Origin of the sequence: Bacteriovorax stolpii, from assembly GCF_002872415.1 — a bacterium.
Taxonomy (GTDB): domain Bacteria; phylum Bdellovibrionota; class Bacteriovoracia; order Bacteriovoracales; family Bacteriovoracaceae; genus Bacteriovorax; species Bacteriovorax stolpii.
The window spans coordinates 3478444-3493507 of the sequence record NZ_CP025704.1; the positions used below are offsets into that span (position 1 = coordinate 3478444).

The following is a 15064-nucleotide window of genomic DNA, read 5'->3' on the forward strand; positions in this document are numbered from 1 at the left end:
CACTTTTGAGTTGGATAATTTTGCATCGTGTTTTACAATTGGGAAGATATTATTCTTTGAAGGATAAAATAAATATGCCCACCGTGTTAGTTCACCTTCCGGGTTCCTCTGAATCTCCCAATGAAAAGGAGCCTTCAAAGCCTCGTGAATACAAAGTTAATTTAAGCCAAATCTTATACGATGAACTGGACCGTCAAAACTTGAGTTTGCCTCATGGATGCCTGGCCGGATCGTGCGGGTCATGCCGCATTGAAGTTATCAAAGGAATCGAAAACTTATCCCCTATGGGTGTAGTGGAAACGGACACAATCGAACACATCAAAGGCTCTTACCCGGGAAAGACTGTCCGCCTTTCTTGCCGGGCAAAGGTTCTTGGTGACGTGGAAATCGCTCCCTTAAAGTAAACAATTATCGTCTACTAACTCTGTTCCTTTTTGTTGAACATAACCCAGCACTTCTGCCTGAGTCACTTCTCTATTCAGATCAGAATCAAGTTTTAGCAGGAAACGAACACGGTCTGACTTAAGAGTTGGGTTCACTTCACCCAGGTTTCCTAAAATCAATTTATCATTGCTGTTGTTGTCCTGAGCTTTAATCACTTCAAAGGTTCCATTCAAATTCATTGCGAAAACATTTTGATCAGTGTTGGCCGCTCCCGGGTATTCTTTATAAATCGCCTGGTAGGTTTTTGTCTGTTCATCCAACAGCACTTCCAGTACTCCGACAAAAATATCGTCTCCACTCATCGCCAAGGGAATGAAGTTAAAAGATAAGACGCGGTGGCTGATTGGCAATGAAGTGCATGAACCAAGCTGCTTGTGATAAGTCAGAGAAAAAACATCTACCTTCAGAGCTTCCTCCTGCTTTATCGCTCCCGGCTTAGGAATATTGCTTTCAATTTTTCCTGCGCACGAAGAAACGAGAACCAATAGTAAAACCCATAAAATGTGTTTCATTTTTTTCCCTTGATAAATAAATTTATACTATTAAACCAAGTTGAGTTAATTACTGTCAATAAAAAATACTGAATCAAAAAAAAGGCCCTGTATTAAACAGGGCCTCTTTCTTTTTTGATTTGATTAAATGCTTAAGGAGCTAAGTGTTTTTCAAGCTCGTTTGTGAGTGCATGTGGCTAACACGCTTTTTTTGAATTTGCGCTTTAATCGCTCGCAGTGCTTTTGAAAAACTTCGATAGAGAAATGTATCTTCCTTTTTAGCGAAGTAAGTTCTAGTTTTAGTTTGTAGTTTAATGTTAGTGCTAAAGTGACCTGCAGGGTCCTCTTTAACATCGATTTCTACGTGCGAATTTCTTGGCGCAATTTTTTCGATTTCACTTGTCGCCTCATTTACCATATCTGCAGTATTGAAAGTTTTCATGCTGTCATCCTCCATGGCTGACGTGTTAGTACATAGGAAGCTAACCATATTGGTTATCTTCTTAGAGATACTTTACACCCATACTGCTCTATATGATCTGTCATAATAGTGAGGCTTCAGTTCGCTTTTTTCGACGGATTAAAACATTGATATCATCAGCAGAATCAACGGCTCCATCCCATGCGGTATATATTTGTTTTTTGGTGTTTGCTCTCAAATCCCCTGCGACATACAACCCATCTACACTTGACTTACCTTTGCTATCGGTTACCACAAAACCTCTTTGGTCAAGATTGGCCCCTAACATTTTTGCCAGCTCATTGTAGACGATCATCCCTAGTGCGATGAAAGCGTAATCTGCTTCAACATTTTTATCTCCACAGACAAAGCCGTTGAGGATTTTATTTTTTGGATCACCTTTAATTTCAGTAATCGCTTCAGTAACAATTTTAAAATTGTATCTCTTCATCAGCGCTGTTGTTTCTTCATCAAAATTAGGCGCCTCACCATTAGTAAGAATAGTGACTTCAGGACATTGATAGCGCTCATACAACATGATCCCAACCCAGGCCGCTCCTGAGTTGTGACCAAAGATCGCAATCTTTTTGTTAAGCACGTGGTGCCCGTCACATCTTAAACAGTAATCAGCCAGCTGAATGTTAGCGTATGGGTAGATCGTTTCAATTGATCCTTGAATCGTCGGCTGAACATCCATCACTCCCGTGCATAAAATCACATAACGGGCCTGATACACTTCATTTTTATTATCAGTTAAAGTGAAGATGCCATCTTCTTCTTTTTTGACACTGACAATTCCAGTGTTCTTTTTCCAGATAAGTTTTTCTTTGAAGGGACCAGCGGCCAGCCAGTCGAGAGATTCTTTATTGGGTTCATCGATACCTTTTTTGTATTCAAGATGCCCCGGCATGTTTTCAACTTTCGTCACCCAAAAAGCGCGTGAGCGTTTTTTATCTTTTGGTGACCCCGGGAAAAAAAGACATTCATCGTTGTTTAGAACAGTTCTAAGAACGGCCATGACTCCAGCAGAGCCACCGCCAATTACCGCTACATCATGAATTTTCATATGAGAATCCTAATTCAAATCTACTCTTTCTCTTGAAGATTAAGCGAAGCTTCGATGTCGTTTTTTTCTACGAGTTCAGCGTGTTCTTTCTTAGAGAAAATATGCTTTTCGCCATCGACGTCTTTAATGCGTATTTGTTTGATTACGTACTCTTCAACAATTTCTAAGTTAAACGATAATCCTTCCCAAACAATGATCTGATCCTGTTCAGGGAATGTGTTCCCCAGCATATCGAGCATAAACCCGGCCAGTGTTGAGTAGTTATCATTCAAAGGAATCTTAATGTCGTAATCACTATAAAGTTCTCTTAAAGAGATATCCCCGGCAACGACAATACCGTCTTCCAGGTTAGCTTCCTCAAGTCCTTTTTCAATTTCTTCAACGTCATCATGCTCATCATGAATTTCACCGAAAATCTCTTCGATGATATCTTCCAGAGTAACGATACCGACAACCGTTCCGTTTTCATCCTTCACTAATGCCAAGTGCACTTTCTTTCTGTTCATGTGATCAAAAACCGACTGGATCTTCATGTGTTCGTAAACGAAGAAAGGTGGCTTTAAAAGTTTTTCCATTTTAAAGTTTTTCTTTTCCTCATCAGTAACAAAGGCGAGGTCTTTTACGTGCAGGAATCCAACGATGTTTTCTAGCTCTCCATCAACAACCGGGTAACGTGAGTTTCCAGTCTCTCTCACGTAGTTCATCATCTCTTCAAAGCTCCAGGTCACTTGGGCGTAGTTGACTCTTACTCGAGAAATCATGATGTCTTTAACTTTAATCATTGGGAATTCAAGAATTGAAGAAAGAAGATCGATTTGTTTTGAGTCCATCGTTCTTTCTTTTTCTGCTTTCGAAATCATAAATTCGATATCATCTTTAGTGACCATTCTTCCGGTAACTTCAGCACTATCTCCTAAAATTGTTCCAATAAACCAAACGATTGATTTGATCACCGGGTACAAAAGATAAAAACAGATTTGCAGTGAGCGAATAACAATGACTGAGAATTTTTCAGCGTGTGTTCTACCAATGGTCTTCGGAATGATCTCTCCGAAGATAATAATGATAACTGTAGTTAAACCAAGAGCGATACCGACGATACTACTTCCGGTGTAAGCTGCCGTGATAGATGTTGTAATCGATCCGGCAAGAATGTTGGCGATGTTATTTCCTACAAGGATAGTCGCAAGAAGCTCTGAGGGCCTTAAGATCATAAATGCCATAGCTTTACCTTTGGATCCACCTTCTTCAATGAGCTGGCGGGCGCGGTCTACACCGATAGATAAAAGTGCGGCTTCAGCTGCTGAGAAAAAAGCGGCTGCGATAAAACAAAGGATTAGAGCGAAGATTTCGTAGGAAGAGACTAAATATTCAAGCGGGGGTTCTATGGAAAAGTCCTGGTTAAGTTAGTAACGAGTAAACAAAAACTAATCTAATCATTATACAGGAAGGTGCCCCCGAAGTCTAATTGCGACCTATTATCAATGATCTAGAGGCTTGCCATGGAAGTTGTGATCAGAATAAATGATGCGATCATTCATTTCATGGTTAAACCCCGGAATTTCCTCAATATTCTTTACGTTCCTGAAGATTGTTTGGCATTTGTAGCAGATGGCGATGACCTGTAGCCTTCTAAATAAAAAGAAGTCCAGAGCGTAGAGGAACACGAAAGTGCTTAGGTACCAAAGCGGATTAATCCCGAAATAAAGCAGTACCGTTGAAATAATGGCCGCAGAAACAAAGAGAATCACTCCGAGCTTTCTGTTGAAATCTTTTTGCGAGTAAAAGTCTTTCCTCTCACACGACGGACAGTCTTTAAGAATTCCTTCTTCATGATTGTGATCAAATTTCACTTCCTGCTCTGTCTGACAAACATCGCACTGAATTTTGTGAGCACTTACTTCAGGGTAAACGTGAACACTTGAACCACAATGTTTACATGTGAATTGAACAGTCATCATATATAAAGCCCGTAGTTAAAAAAGATATAAGTTGAGACCAGCTCTCCAATGAAAACGAAAAACGTCATCGCGTAGAGAATCCCGGTAGAACTTTGAATTGATCTTAGTTTTAAAAGTTTCCAGTTAAAATATGTCATTCCCAGAATCACTAAATAACCAAAAGACACTCTCATCGTTAGAAGCATCCAGTTAAAAGCGTACCCCGCTCCAAGCTGTGTTTGCTCTTCAAAGAAATCGTAGTTATGCACCAGCGAGTAGGAACTCCAGAGAATTTTCACTGCCAGGATCGCCCAAGTGATCACAGCTGCAACCTTAAGCGGTTGCTCTGAAAGTTTTGGAACAACTAAATACCAGTGACCTAAAACCATTGAGTAAGTAATCACTCCTAGAAATAGCGCCGCTGAAATAATAAAAACTGAATTAAGAACATTGAAACTAACGAGTGCGCATAATAAGTACGCCAGAACTGCACTGTGAACGACATACAATCCCCACATCAGTGGTGACTTATTATCCTGATGAAGTGTTGTGATTAAAATCATCGCCACTAAAGAAATTGCTTTTAATCCGAAAGTCAAAGTTGCCATTCCATTAGGAGTCACACCTTGGATAACCATTGAGATAACCAGTGCACCGATGGCCGAATTGGCCAGAAGTTTCATCAACCCTGCACCTGTTAACTTTGTTGAAGCGATTGGTGAAAAAAGAATCAGCGACCAGGCCACTGATAAAAGAAAAAAGTCTGCAATCGTTTTAATAAAATCTACTGTTGCCATAAGTATTGAAGCGCGCCCTGTTCGAATTGTGTTTTTATATATACAGCTAAATCATCGATAATGACATGGTTTATCGGGGGAATCTTCCCTTGTAAAGAAGCTGATTTTTCATTGTATGGGATTGTGAGCCACTGCCCTTTTTCCGCTGGTAAGTCTTGGAATTTTGAAATGAAGACGAATAAACAAATATTCTTATGCTCCACTGAGTAGTCCTGGTACTTAAAAAGAACCAGCTTCTCATCCTGTGGAAGAAGCAGATCCACTTCCTCATGGACTTCCCTTCTACAGGCCCCTTCCGGAGTTTCGCCTACTTCGATCTTTCCACCTGGAAATTCCAGCTTACCGTAAAGGGCCCCCTCTTCCAGGCGCACTTGGGTCCAAACCTTAAAGCTTTCGGCCTCTACGTCTTTGATAAAAATCGCAATAGAAACGGTGAGATTTTTTTTCAAGTGTCTTTTCCTTTGAATGGGTTCCTGATACTAACATGCTCGATGAATAATTTCGACGTGTTTCCTAAAAAATCCCTGCTCTTCGCGCCTATGGAAGGCATCACCGATGAGCCCTATCGCATTGCTCTCATGAAGACTTTTCCTGAGTGGGATCATCTTTTTACGGATTTTTTGCGCGTTCCAACTGTCGGTAAGGTGACTGAAAGAATGATCGTCGAACATTACGGCGAGCGCATCCTGAAAAATCCTGAATGGCGAAAGAAAAACTCATTTCAAATTCTCACCACAGAGCGCGCGCAAACAAAAGACGTCGTCGATATTCTCGAGTCATTAAAGATGGATCATTTGGATTTAAATCTTGGATGCCCTTCTAAAAAAGTAAACTCACACTTTGGCGGTGCTTATTTATTATCCAACCACAAAGCGCTCTCGCATGTTTTAAAAACCATTCGCTCAAACTTTACCGGACATTTTTCGGTTAAAATGCGCATCGGCTACCGCGACGACAGCAACTTCTCTGACACGCTTAAATTAATCCAGGATGAAGGTGTTGAGGCCATCACTCTTCACGCCCGCACACGCGATCAACTTTATAAAGGTGTCGCAGACTGGAGCTACATTAAAAAAGCAGTTGAGGAAGTGAAAGTTCCTCTCATTGGAAACGGCGATATCTGGATTGCTGAAGACATTGAGAATGTTTTTAAAGAAACAAAATGCCATTCAGTCATGTTTGGAAGAAGTGCGCTTAAGACACCATGGCTTGCTAAAATTTATAAAGACTATGTAGAAGATGACGGCAACATCGACGATACTTATCTTCTTTACGAAAGAAAGAAATACCTCGAGTTGTATTTTGATGCTCTGATGGTTGAGTACAGACAAATTGGCTGGGCAGACAACCTAATCCTCAAGCGTTTTAAATCTTTCTCGCGCAATTTATTTGATGACTATGAAGACTTCGAAACTATTCGAGGCTCTTTTTTACGTGCTGAGACTCTGGAGCAGTTTCTTGGGCATCTGTATGCTCTGAAGGGATAGGCGGAAGCTCATCGCGCTTTTTCTTAGAAAAAAGATAAACGACTTCAAAGCAGAGTGATCCTAAGAGCGTAAAAAGCAAATTCCCCTTTCCTCCCACCATAAATAACAGCAGCGTAAAAATCACTGGCGAAATAGCTCTGATGAAAGATGAAGCATATGGAACGCGTTTTAAGTTAATGAACATCTGCAAGTAATGATTTGATCTCACCACAACTGCGAGAAACGAGAACCTGTTATTACTGGTTAAAATCTGCTCTTTAAGTCCGGGAGTCAAGAGAGCAAAGTGCCAGGTAAAGGCAGTCAGAAAGAAAATGATATTTAAGAAATCGAGATTTAAAAGATAAAGAATCCCCCAACAAATAGCAAGATTGGTAAACGAAATGATGTAGTACCTTGCCTTTGCTGAGAGCTTTTCCCATAATTTCATTTTACGATTCCTTTTTTATGTAAAAAAACAATCTCTGGGAATTGAACATGTCGCGGGCTTCTAGTGACCATTTGAAAAACATGCATAAAATCATCTACACCCATCATTTGATCGCGTGGAAGATCCATATCGCCTTCTTCCCAAATCGGTGTAGCGATCGCCCCTGGCATTAGAGTTGAGAAACGCACACCTAAATGCGCCCACTCTTCTCTTAGAGATTCAATCATTCCATTTAAGGCAAACTTCGAAGCACTGTAGGCCGAAATATTGGCCAATCCTTTTTTAGAAGCAATAGAAGAGACCGTTACAATATGAGTTTCATCTTCAACAATGAAGTCACTTGAGTGCTTCAGGATATGGAAAGCTCCTACAACGTTAGTTGTAAGGTGATCTGTAAATTCTTTGGTTGATGTTTCCACTAATGGAGACATTTCAAAGATACCGGCATTTAAAACAATCATATGCAATTCATTGGTGTGATTGCCAATGAGTTCATACATTTCTTCAACAGATGCTTCGTCTTTGATGTCGCAGATAATGTCGATAAAGTTTGGATTATCAATAGCTGTGCCTCGGCGAGAAACACCGATGACTGTATAGCCTTCTTCCAGAAGGAACTCGGCCATTTCAAAGCCGAGGCCGGATGAAGTTCCGGTGATAAGAGCGAATTGACTTTCTTCCATGATCTAATTCTTCTCAAAATAAAAATGCAGCCCGCAGGCTGCATTTTTTATGTATTACTTCGCGATCCCTACCGCTTTTGTTTCTCTTAGTACTGTGATCTTAATTGTTCCAGGGTATGACATCTCTTCTTCGATCTTCTTAGCGATGTCGCGAGAAAGCATGACTGTTTCCTCATCTGTTACACGATCGTTTTCTACGAAAACTCTTACTTCGCGTCCACCAGAGATTGCGTATGACTTCGAAACACCTTCGAAGCTGTTTACGATTTCTTCAATGTCCGTTAGGCGAGATACGTATGATTCCATCATTGCTTTACGTGCGCCTGGACGAGCTCCAGAGAGAGCATCTGCTGCTGCTACAAGGTGAGCAAGAACTGATTCTGGTTTTTCATCATCGTGGTGAGCGCGAACTGCGTGAACGATATCTGGAGACTCTCCATATTTCTTCAGGAAGTCAGCACCAACAACCGCGTGTGATCCTTCAGCTGAAGCATCAATTACTTTACCTACATCGTGAAGAAGAGCTGCACGACGAGCCTGTTTTACGTTTAGTCCAAGTTCAGCGGCCATAGCTCCACAAACGAATGCAGCTTCAATAGCATGTTGATATTGGTTTTGAGTGTATGAAGTTCTCCACTGAAGAGCTCCAACAAGTTTTAGGATTTCAGGGTGGATACCGTGAACTCCGATTTCCATCTGAGCTTTTTCACCCAGGTCGCGAAGCTGTCTTTCCATTTCAGCTTTTGATTTGTCATGAAATTCTTCGATTTTAGCTGGGTGGATACGTCCATCGGCAATAAGCTTCTGGATAACCATTCTGGCGATTTCTTTTCTTACAACGTTGAAAGAAGAGATAACAACAACTTCTGGAGTATCGTCGATGATAAGATCCACACCACAGATTTGTTCGAATGCACGGATGTTACGTCCTTCACGACCGATTAAGCGACCTTTAACATCGTCACTTGGAAGTTCAACCGAACCGATAGTTTTTTCGCCAACGTATTCACCGGCGAATCTTTGAATGGCAATTCCCACGATTCTTTTTGATTTAGCTTCTGCTTCTTCTTTTGTTTCTTCTTCGATTCTTCTTAGTACTTTAGAGAAGTCTACGCGAGCTTCTTCTTCCATTGCGCGAAGTAGTTCACTCTTAGCTTCTTCTTTTGTCATTTGAGCAACCTGAGCAAGGCGATCAGAGAACTCATCTTGTTTCTTTTTAAGTTTAGTTGCTTCTTCTTCGTGAAGTTTTTTAGAAACTTCAAAAGCGATTTCTTTTTCTTTTAAAACTTTTACTTCTTTGTCGTGCTCTTCGATTTTGCGGTCAAGAGTCGCGTCTTTTTTAGCTAATTCGCGCTCTTGGTTTTTAATTTCGTTAGTACGGTTGTTGATTTCGCGGTCTGATTTTTCTTTTTCTTCACGCGCGATCTCTTTTGCTTCCTGACGGGCTTTGTACTTGATTTCATCAGCAGACTTCTTCGCCTTTTCGATGATATCGTTTCCTTTGCCTTCTTTTTCTTTGATATCTTTTTGAACTTGGGCGTTCTTTACCACGTAGCCAATCACGGCTCCGATTACGGCAAACAGAACAGCTGCCAAGATTACCGAAATATTCATATATGAGACTCCTTCTAGCTCTATCGATTGGTTATATATACTTCCTGGTCAGTGACCACGAAATCCATTTTTATGTCATGTGCTTCAGTTGGGATGTCATTTTCCATCTGCATCTCAAAAGCGACTCCGATCTTAATCACCGGATGCGACTCGAGATACCTGTCGTAAAACCCTTTCCCACGGCCCAACCTTTCGCCCTTTGTTCCAAAGCCTAGACCTGGAATCAAAAGCACCTGAGGTTCTACAACCTGAGCCTGTGCTTTAGGCCCAAAGATTGTCACCCCAAAATCCTGACTTTCAACAAGCTCAGAGAGGGTTGCCTTTTTAAAAAGCATCACACCTGATTCGAAGGCGGGGTAAGCCGTCAGTTTATGAAAACTCTCATCAAGAGATGTGAACCATTTTGGTTCGCGCTCGATGGGAGCATAAACTCCAATAACTAAATTTTTTTGAATAACGCCAAGGTCGTTTAAGAGCTGGCGGAGATTTGAAGACAACTTCTGACTTAACTTAAGTTGCTCTGACTCATTCAGGACTCCGAGTTTTTGCTTAAGCGCTAATCGAAGTTCTGTTTTCGTTCCCAAATAAACTCTTAACGGGTTGTGGGAGAAACCTCTTCGATATACTGAAGGGCATCGACTGCGGTTAAACGCAGTTGAGTGATATTTTCGCGGTACTCTTTTTCCAGGGCCAACTTCTCACCTGCAAATTGAAGTGCAAGCAGGACTGCCACCTGGTGAGGTGCCAACTGCGGTGATTGCTTAAATATATCTTGAGCCGAAGAATTGACAAATCCGACAATATCACTAGGACTAACACCAACAAGTCTCTCATCTTTTTTGAGCTTGATTTTGTAGCCTAGTACTTCAAATACTTCTTGAATTTCTCTTTCGTTATTCATTGTATTAAGAGTAAACGATAGAGAAATTTTCGTCAAACAAAATGCCTTGCGTATAAGAGTGAAAACCCTCTTATTTCCCTGAGTTTGGCTTTAGTTTCCAAGAAGAGCATTCAAGTAGTCATCCACATTGAAGACATCTAAATCCTCAGCTGTTTCCCCTACTCCAATGTAAGCAATTGGAAGTTTTAACTGAGAGACAAGAGTCACAGCACTTCCGGCCTTCGAAGAGCCATCGCATTTAGTGAAAATCAGGCCAGTTAAGTCTAGAGTCTTATGGAACTCCTCTGCTTGACGAAGAGCATTTTGACCAGTGATTGCATCAATCACCAATAGAATTTGATGAGGAGCTGTAGGATCAAGTTTCTTTAAAACGTTTTTACTCTTAGCAAGCTCGTCCATCAGGTTTTCTTTCGTATGAAGTCGCCCTGCTGTGTCGAGAATACAGTAATCAGCATTCACATTCATAGCAGCTTGAAGAGCGTCATAACCAACTCCCGATGGGTTAGCCCCTTCTTTAGCCCTAATCATCGTAGCTCCTGCACGGTCACACCAAACCTGTAACTGATCGACAGCAGCAGCTCTGAATGTATCGCAGGCCCCAACAACAACACTCGCCCCTTGAGCGCGAAGTTTTGTCGCGAGCTTTCCAATCGTCGTTGTTTTTCCGGCACCATTAACACCGACAACCATAATGACTTTTGTTTTACCTGATTCGTTTTTATTAAAAGTATAAAGTGAGCGATCAACTGTTTCCTGAATCGGCTTCATTTTGTCTTTCAGGAAATTAAACAAGAAAGACTTGAAGCTGTTTTCATCCAACTCGCCTTCTTTGGTTTTCTTTTTTACCTCTTCAATCAGCTCTGAAACAGTGGCCGTTCCAATATCCGCGCTATAAAGAAGCTCTTCGATTGATTCGATGGCATCGTCATCTAGTTTTGGGCCAGAGAATAGTCCTGATAGTTTTCCCCACACTTCCTGGCGAGAGCGGCTCAAACCAAGTTTCAACCTATCGCTGAATGAAATTTCTTTTTTCGGGGCCGGTGCCGGAGTCGGCGCAGGTGTTGGAGCTGGAGTTGTTTCAGCTTGAGCAACTGGAGCTTTTTCTTCGGCCGGAGCTTTCGTTGTCAGCGTAGGAGTTTCTTCTTTTTTTGGCAGTTCAGGAGTTTTTGGTTTTTTCTTAAAAACTAAAAATGCAAGAGCGATAACCAAGAGCCCGACGACAACGTATAACCAATCCATTAAAAATCCTGTGCTTAATTAAAAATTCGAGAGTGCTCAAGATAAATGAAGAGACCCTTTTTTTCAACTTGCATAGCAGAGGATTTGTCATATATAAGTCCTTAATATGCGTAAAGTTAAACTGGCCGCTCAATTTCAAATCCTTTGGGCGATAAGACAATTTTTTATCCAAAGAAATTTTGTGGACGTTTTACCTCCTCCGATGGTGCAAAACCCAGGAATGGAGACTCACATACACCCTTTTCAGGTGGCCCATGTACGCACGCAGTCTTTAAGTCCTTGGTACCTAAACACTTCGCCAGAATTCCACATGAAAGAGCTTCTTTCGCTGGGATTTGAAAATATTTTTACTCTTGGTTACTCATTTCGTGATGAACCCAATGCTCCCAACCACCGCCCGCAGTTTTTAATGTTGGAGTGGTATAGAACCGGAGCTCACTACACGAAAATCATGGAAGATTGTGAAGAGCTTTTTAAATTCACACTAAATTCTCTCAATGAAAAAAATCTTCCGGTTGATCAAACACTTTTAAACGCCAAATTTGAGCGCGCGACTATCCAGGAACTTTTTTTGGATATGTTAAACGTAGATATCCTGAACTTTCTTGAGACGAAAGATTTAAAAGAATTGATTGAGAAAAATTTCAAAGATGTTCCTCTTCCTGTTCAGGGTGAAGAACTCTCTTGGGATGATTATTACTTTCTGCTTTTCTTAAATAAGATTGAGCCACATCTAGCTCATTATCCATATTTGCTTTTATATGAATTCCCAAATCACTTAAGTGCTCTTTCAACTTTAAAACCTGAAGACCAAAGAGTGTGTGAGCGTTTTGAAATTTATTCAAAAGGCGTCGAGCTTTGCAATTGTTTTAATGAGCTTCGCGATCTCAAGATTCAAAAAGAAAGATTTCATTTCCAGGCAAAAGAAAAAGAGAAGCTCTATGGCTATAAACTTCCCGAGCCGCAAGTGCTTTACCAGGCGATGGAAAGAGGTCTCCCGGTTTCCAGTGGAATTGCATTGGGAGTTGAGCGTTTATTAAAAATCCTGACTGATATTGAAAACCCGTTTTGGGAATAATTACATCATCGAATTAAACGCTGAGTGAATTTTGATGATAAGTTCAGACTTAATATGCTGAAGTGGCACTTTGCCTGCCCATGCTTTGTGCTCAAGAGCTGAAGTCTTTTTACGAAGCGGGTTTGACCAGATTTGTGGGAATCTTGTCGCTAAGTCTGATGACATAATGGCATACCATCTCTCTAAACCATCGCGGTCGTCACCGAAAGCATCGGCAACTTCCAAGGCCTTTTCAGTCACCAGTCTCTTTAAAGTAAAGACACTCATTCCTTCAAAGCTTTTCTTAACAACTTTTTTTCCAAAATATTTATCATAGAAATAAACAGCAAAATCAGCGGTTGCATTTTTAACTGGTTTATCCCAGTTTTCCATTCCAGCATAAGTTGAATCAAGAACCAGTGAACGGTAAACACCCTCACGCGTTCCCCCTTGAGAAAGAACGTTCAGGAATTTTCCAAGTTCATCATCATTTGGTTTCTCTTGTCTGGTTGCTTCGTAAAGTTCTTTGATATAGGCATAGTTGAATTTCTCTTCAACTTCCGGCTTTAAAATAACTTTATCTTGTTTCTTATTGTAAACAGCAGTCGAGCGAGCGTCGTCCACGATTTTGGGGATCGCTGGCATTGGCACTTCGTCTTTTGGAATAGCTTTATCGGCGCCGATTAACTTAACAGTCCACTCTTCTCCCAGAACCTTCATTAAGGTCGGGCGCATTTTCTCAACGAACGATTTCTCTTGAACCACTTTTTGCTCTTGGGCATATAGAATGTGAATTGATAATGCCAAAACAAAAATCACAGCTAATCTCAAGAAATCCTCCCATTGAGTATTGGATGAATCCAGTTTAACTGCGATTTTAATATTTAATAGATGGAAATTTAGTTCTTTGTGTTTCGGTAAAGAATTAACTGCTCTTTTAGCAGGGAAAGTTTCTGTTCTGTTAGTGGAAGAATTTTATCAACTAATTCAGGGTTCTTTTTCCACTCATCGCTCATCAATTCCAGCGCACTTAAAAGTGAGGATAGTGTTGAGTTGATATCGTGAGTAAGTACGGCCTTTGATTCATCAAGATTGGACACGGGCCCCTCCTTGAGTTTTGATATTTGTCATAATTCGATAAAATGAATTATTAGAAAGCTTCAGGTCTCCCAAAGTCTTTCTCACTCGATCGTTATTTTCGGCCAGTACCTTTTCAACGATTTCGGCCTCTAATTTTTCCAGAAAATTGGCCAGTCCCATTTCCTTGACGGCAGCGATATCAATCTTTTCTTTTAAAGCATCTGACGGTTTTATCAAAAGGCCTGCAAGGTCTGCTTTTTCAATGATCCCTTTGTCGCTACTTCGTAAAATCTCGATCACTTTCTGTAGCTCGCGCACATTGCCCGGCCATGAGTGACTGAAGAGCTCTTCTTTGGCCTCAGCTGAAAGAACAATCCTTCTCTTATTCTGTTTTAAAAAATGGGCCACTAAATTCCCCAAGTCATTCTTTCTCTCTCTAAGAGGTTTAAGAATAATATTGAAGCCTTCCAGGCGGAAAAGAAAGTCTTCGCGAAACTCACCATTTTTCACTTTCGTCTTCAGGTCTTCGCAAGTGGCGCTAATTAACCTGAAATGACTTTTTACCGGTCTTTCCGAACCAACCGGATAAAACGTTTTTTCTTCAATCGCTTTAAGTAATTTTTTTTGTAGGTTCAGAGGAAGAGTGGCAATCTCATCGAGGAATAAAATCCCTCCATCGGCCAGTTCCATCAATCCTTTTTTCGTTTTAATCGCACCAGTAAAGGCACCTTTTTCATGTCCAAAAAGTTCTGACTCAATCAAGCTTTCTGAAATTTCTGAACAGTTCAAATGAATAAAAGGTTTTTCACTTCCCACTAGCTCATGAATGTATTTCGCAAGAAACGTTTTTCCCGTTCCTGTCTCTCCGGTAATGAGAACCGGATGCTCTCCGTACACAGCTTGCTCAATAAGCTTTAGCTGCGCCTCAGTCTCCGGGTCATTAGTCATCAATGTATTCTTTAATTTCCCTAGAAGATCTGATTGTGAATTTTTATATTTTGAAAGAACAGACTCAATTGCTTGCTTCGTAAATGGCTTGGATAGAAAATCGCGACAACCCAAGAGGTAAGCCTCTTCAATAATGCTCTCTTCTTCTCTTCCACTTAAAACGACAGTGTGAATATTTTTACTTTTTAACTTTTTGATGATTTCAAAACCGGCCAGTTTGGTTTCCAGGTCCAGGTCGACAAAGGCCAAGTCAAATGATCGGGCATCCAAAAGGGCCAGGGCATCCGAAGCTTTTTCCGCTTCAGTGACCTTGTGTGAGAGCTCCAAACGACTCTTTAAACTGAGTCTTGAAAGGAGATCGTCTTCGACTAAAAGGATATCTAGTTTAGTATTCATGTAGGCATAATAGATAGATTTTGTGTAGGGTTCA

The 15064-nt window shown here is 40.9% G+C and carries 19 protein-coding genes; 3 read left to right on the plus strand and 16 right to left on the minus strand.

The genetic code is table 11. From position 1 onward, the window contains the following. Nucleotides 1-74: 74 nt before the first annotated feature. Nucleotides 75-404, plus strand: a complete 330-nt coding sequence (locus tag C0V70_RS17200; RefSeq protein ID WP_102245098.1) for a 2Fe-2S iron-sulfur cluster binding domain-containing protein — start codon at nt 75-77, stop codon at nt 402-404. Here C0V70_RS17200 and C0V70_RS17205 read toward each other — a convergent pair. The 7 genes from C0V70_RS17205 to C0V70_RS19255 form a co-directional block, all read right to left on the minus strand. Further along, nucleotides 396-956, minus strand: coding sequence for a hypothetical protein (locus tag C0V70_RS17205; RefSeq protein WP_102245099.1), 561 nt, complete (start codon nt 954-956; stop codon nt 396-398). The two genes, C0V70_RS17200 and C0V70_RS17205, sit on opposite strands and share 9 nt — an antisense overlap. Before the next feature lie 139 nt (nt 957-1095). Continuing rightward, nucleotides 1096-1377, minus strand: coding sequence for a hypothetical protein (locus C0V70_RS17210; protein ID WP_102245100.1), 282 nt, complete (start codon nt 1375-1377; stop codon nt 1096-1098). Between the two features lie 100 nt (nt 1378-1477). Then, nucleotides 1478-2461, minus strand: a complete 984-nt coding sequence (locus C0V70_RS17215; RefSeq protein ID WP_102245101.1) for an NAD(P)/FAD-dependent oxidoreductase — start codon at nt 2459-2461, stop codon at nt 1478-1480. A gap of 20 nt (nt 2462-2481) precedes the next feature. Beyond that, the gene (locus C0V70_RS17220; RefSeq protein WP_342752221.1) at nt 2482-3849 is read right to left on the minus strand and encodes a hemolysin family protein; all 1368 of its coding nucleotides are present in this window, start codon (nt 3847-3849) and stop codon (nt 2482-2484) included. A gap of 93 nt (nt 3850-3942) precedes the next feature. Next, nucleotides 3943-4422, minus strand: coding sequence for a hypothetical protein (locus C0V70_RS17225; RefSeq protein ID WP_102245103.1), 480 nt, complete (start codon nt 4420-4422; stop codon nt 3943-3945). Then, on the minus strand, nt 4419-5198 hold the full coding sequence (locus C0V70_RS17230; protein ID WP_102245104.1) for a hypothetical protein: 780 nt from the start codon (nt 5196-5198) through the stop codon (nt 4419-4421). Before C0V70_RS17230 ends, C0V70_RS17225 begins: the two co-directional genes overlap by 4 nt. After that, nucleotides 5186-5647, minus strand: a complete 462-nt coding sequence (locus C0V70_RS19255; protein ID WP_272868931.1) for an NUDIX hydrolase — start codon at nt 5645-5647, stop codon at nt 5186-5188. The genes C0V70_RS17230 and C0V70_RS19255 overlap by 13 nt, the downstream gene beginning before the upstream one ends. Before the next feature lie 42 nt (nt 5648-5689). On the opposite strand from C0V70_RS19255, the gene C0V70_RS17240 reads away from it, so the two are divergent. Beyond that, nucleotides 5690-6685, plus strand: a complete 996-nt coding sequence (locus C0V70_RS17240; protein WP_102245105.1) for a tRNA dihydrouridine synthase — start codon at nt 5690-5692, stop codon at nt 6683-6685. Here the strand turns inward: C0V70_RS17240 and C0V70_RS17245 are convergent. The 6 genes from C0V70_RS17245 to ftsY all read right to left on the minus strand — a co-directional run bounded on the left by C0V70_RS17245 (nt 6612) and on the right by ftsY (nt 11549). Then, nucleotides 6612-7112, minus strand: a complete 501-nt coding sequence (locus C0V70_RS17245; RefSeq protein ID WP_102245106.1) for a hypothetical protein — start codon at nt 7110-7112, stop codon at nt 6612-6614. The genes C0V70_RS17240 and C0V70_RS17245 overlap by 74 nt on opposite strands. Beyond that, nucleotides 7109-7795: an SDR family NAD(P)-dependent oxidoreductase gene (locus C0V70_RS17250; RefSeq protein WP_102245107.1), complete on the minus strand. Its 687-nt coding sequence runs from the start codon at nt 7793-7795 to the stop codon at nt 7109-7111. Before C0V70_RS17250 ends, C0V70_RS17245 begins: the two co-directional genes overlap by 4 nt. A 54-nt stretch (nt 7796-7849) precedes the next feature. Continuing rightward, nucleotides 7850-9409, minus strand: a complete 1560-nt coding sequence (rny, locus tag C0V70_RS17255; RefSeq protein ID WP_102245108.1) for a ribonuclease Y — start codon at nt 9407-9409, stop codon at nt 7850-7852. Nucleotides 9410-9429: 20 nt separating this feature from the next. After that, nucleotides 9430-9993: a 5-formyltetrahydrofolate cyclo-ligase gene (locus C0V70_RS17260; RefSeq protein WP_102245109.1), complete on the minus strand. Its 564-nt coding sequence runs from the start codon at nt 9991-9993 to the stop codon at nt 9430-9432. An 8-nt stretch (nt 9994-10001) separates the two neighbouring features. After that, on the minus strand, nt 10002-10310 hold the full coding sequence (locus C0V70_RS17265; RefSeq protein WP_133566669.1) for a hypothetical protein: 309 nt from the start codon (nt 10308-10310) through the stop codon (nt 10002-10004). A gap of 90 nt (nt 10311-10400) precedes the next feature. Continuing rightward, complete coding sequence (gene ftsY, locus C0V70_RS17270) at nt 10401-11549, minus strand: signal recognition particle-docking protein FtsY (RefSeq protein ID WP_102245111.1); 1149 nt, start codon at nt 11547-11549, stop codon at nt 10401-10403. A gap of 106 nt (nt 11550-11655) precedes the next feature. On the opposite strand from ftsY, the gene C0V70_RS17275 reads away from it, so the two are divergent. Further along, entirely contained in the window at nt 11656-12627 is a 972-nt protein-coding gene (locus C0V70_RS17275) for an amino acid--tRNA ligase-related protein (RefSeq protein WP_102245112.1), read from the plus strand. Here the strand turns inward: C0V70_RS17275 and C0V70_RS17280 are convergent, their stop codons facing one another. From C0V70_RS17280 to C0V70_RS17290, 3 genes are all read right to left on the minus strand, one after another. Beyond that, nucleotides 12628-13437, minus strand: a complete 810-nt coding sequence (locus C0V70_RS17280) for a hypothetical protein (protein ID WP_102245113.1) — start codon at nt 13435-13437, stop codon at nt 12628-12630. 68 nt (nt 13438-13505) lie between these two features. Then, a complete protein-coding gene (locus tag C0V70_RS17285) occupies nt 13506-13706 on the minus strand; it encodes a hypothetical protein (protein ID WP_102245114.1) in 201 nt (66 codons plus the stop codon). Continuing rightward, entirely contained in the window at nt 13693-15030 is a 1338-nt protein-coding gene (locus C0V70_RS17290; RefSeq protein ID WP_102245115.1) for a sigma-54-dependent transcriptional regulator, read from the minus strand. The genes C0V70_RS17285 and C0V70_RS17290 overlap by 14 nt, the downstream gene beginning before the upstream one ends. Nucleotides 15031-15064: the final 34 nt, after the last annotated feature.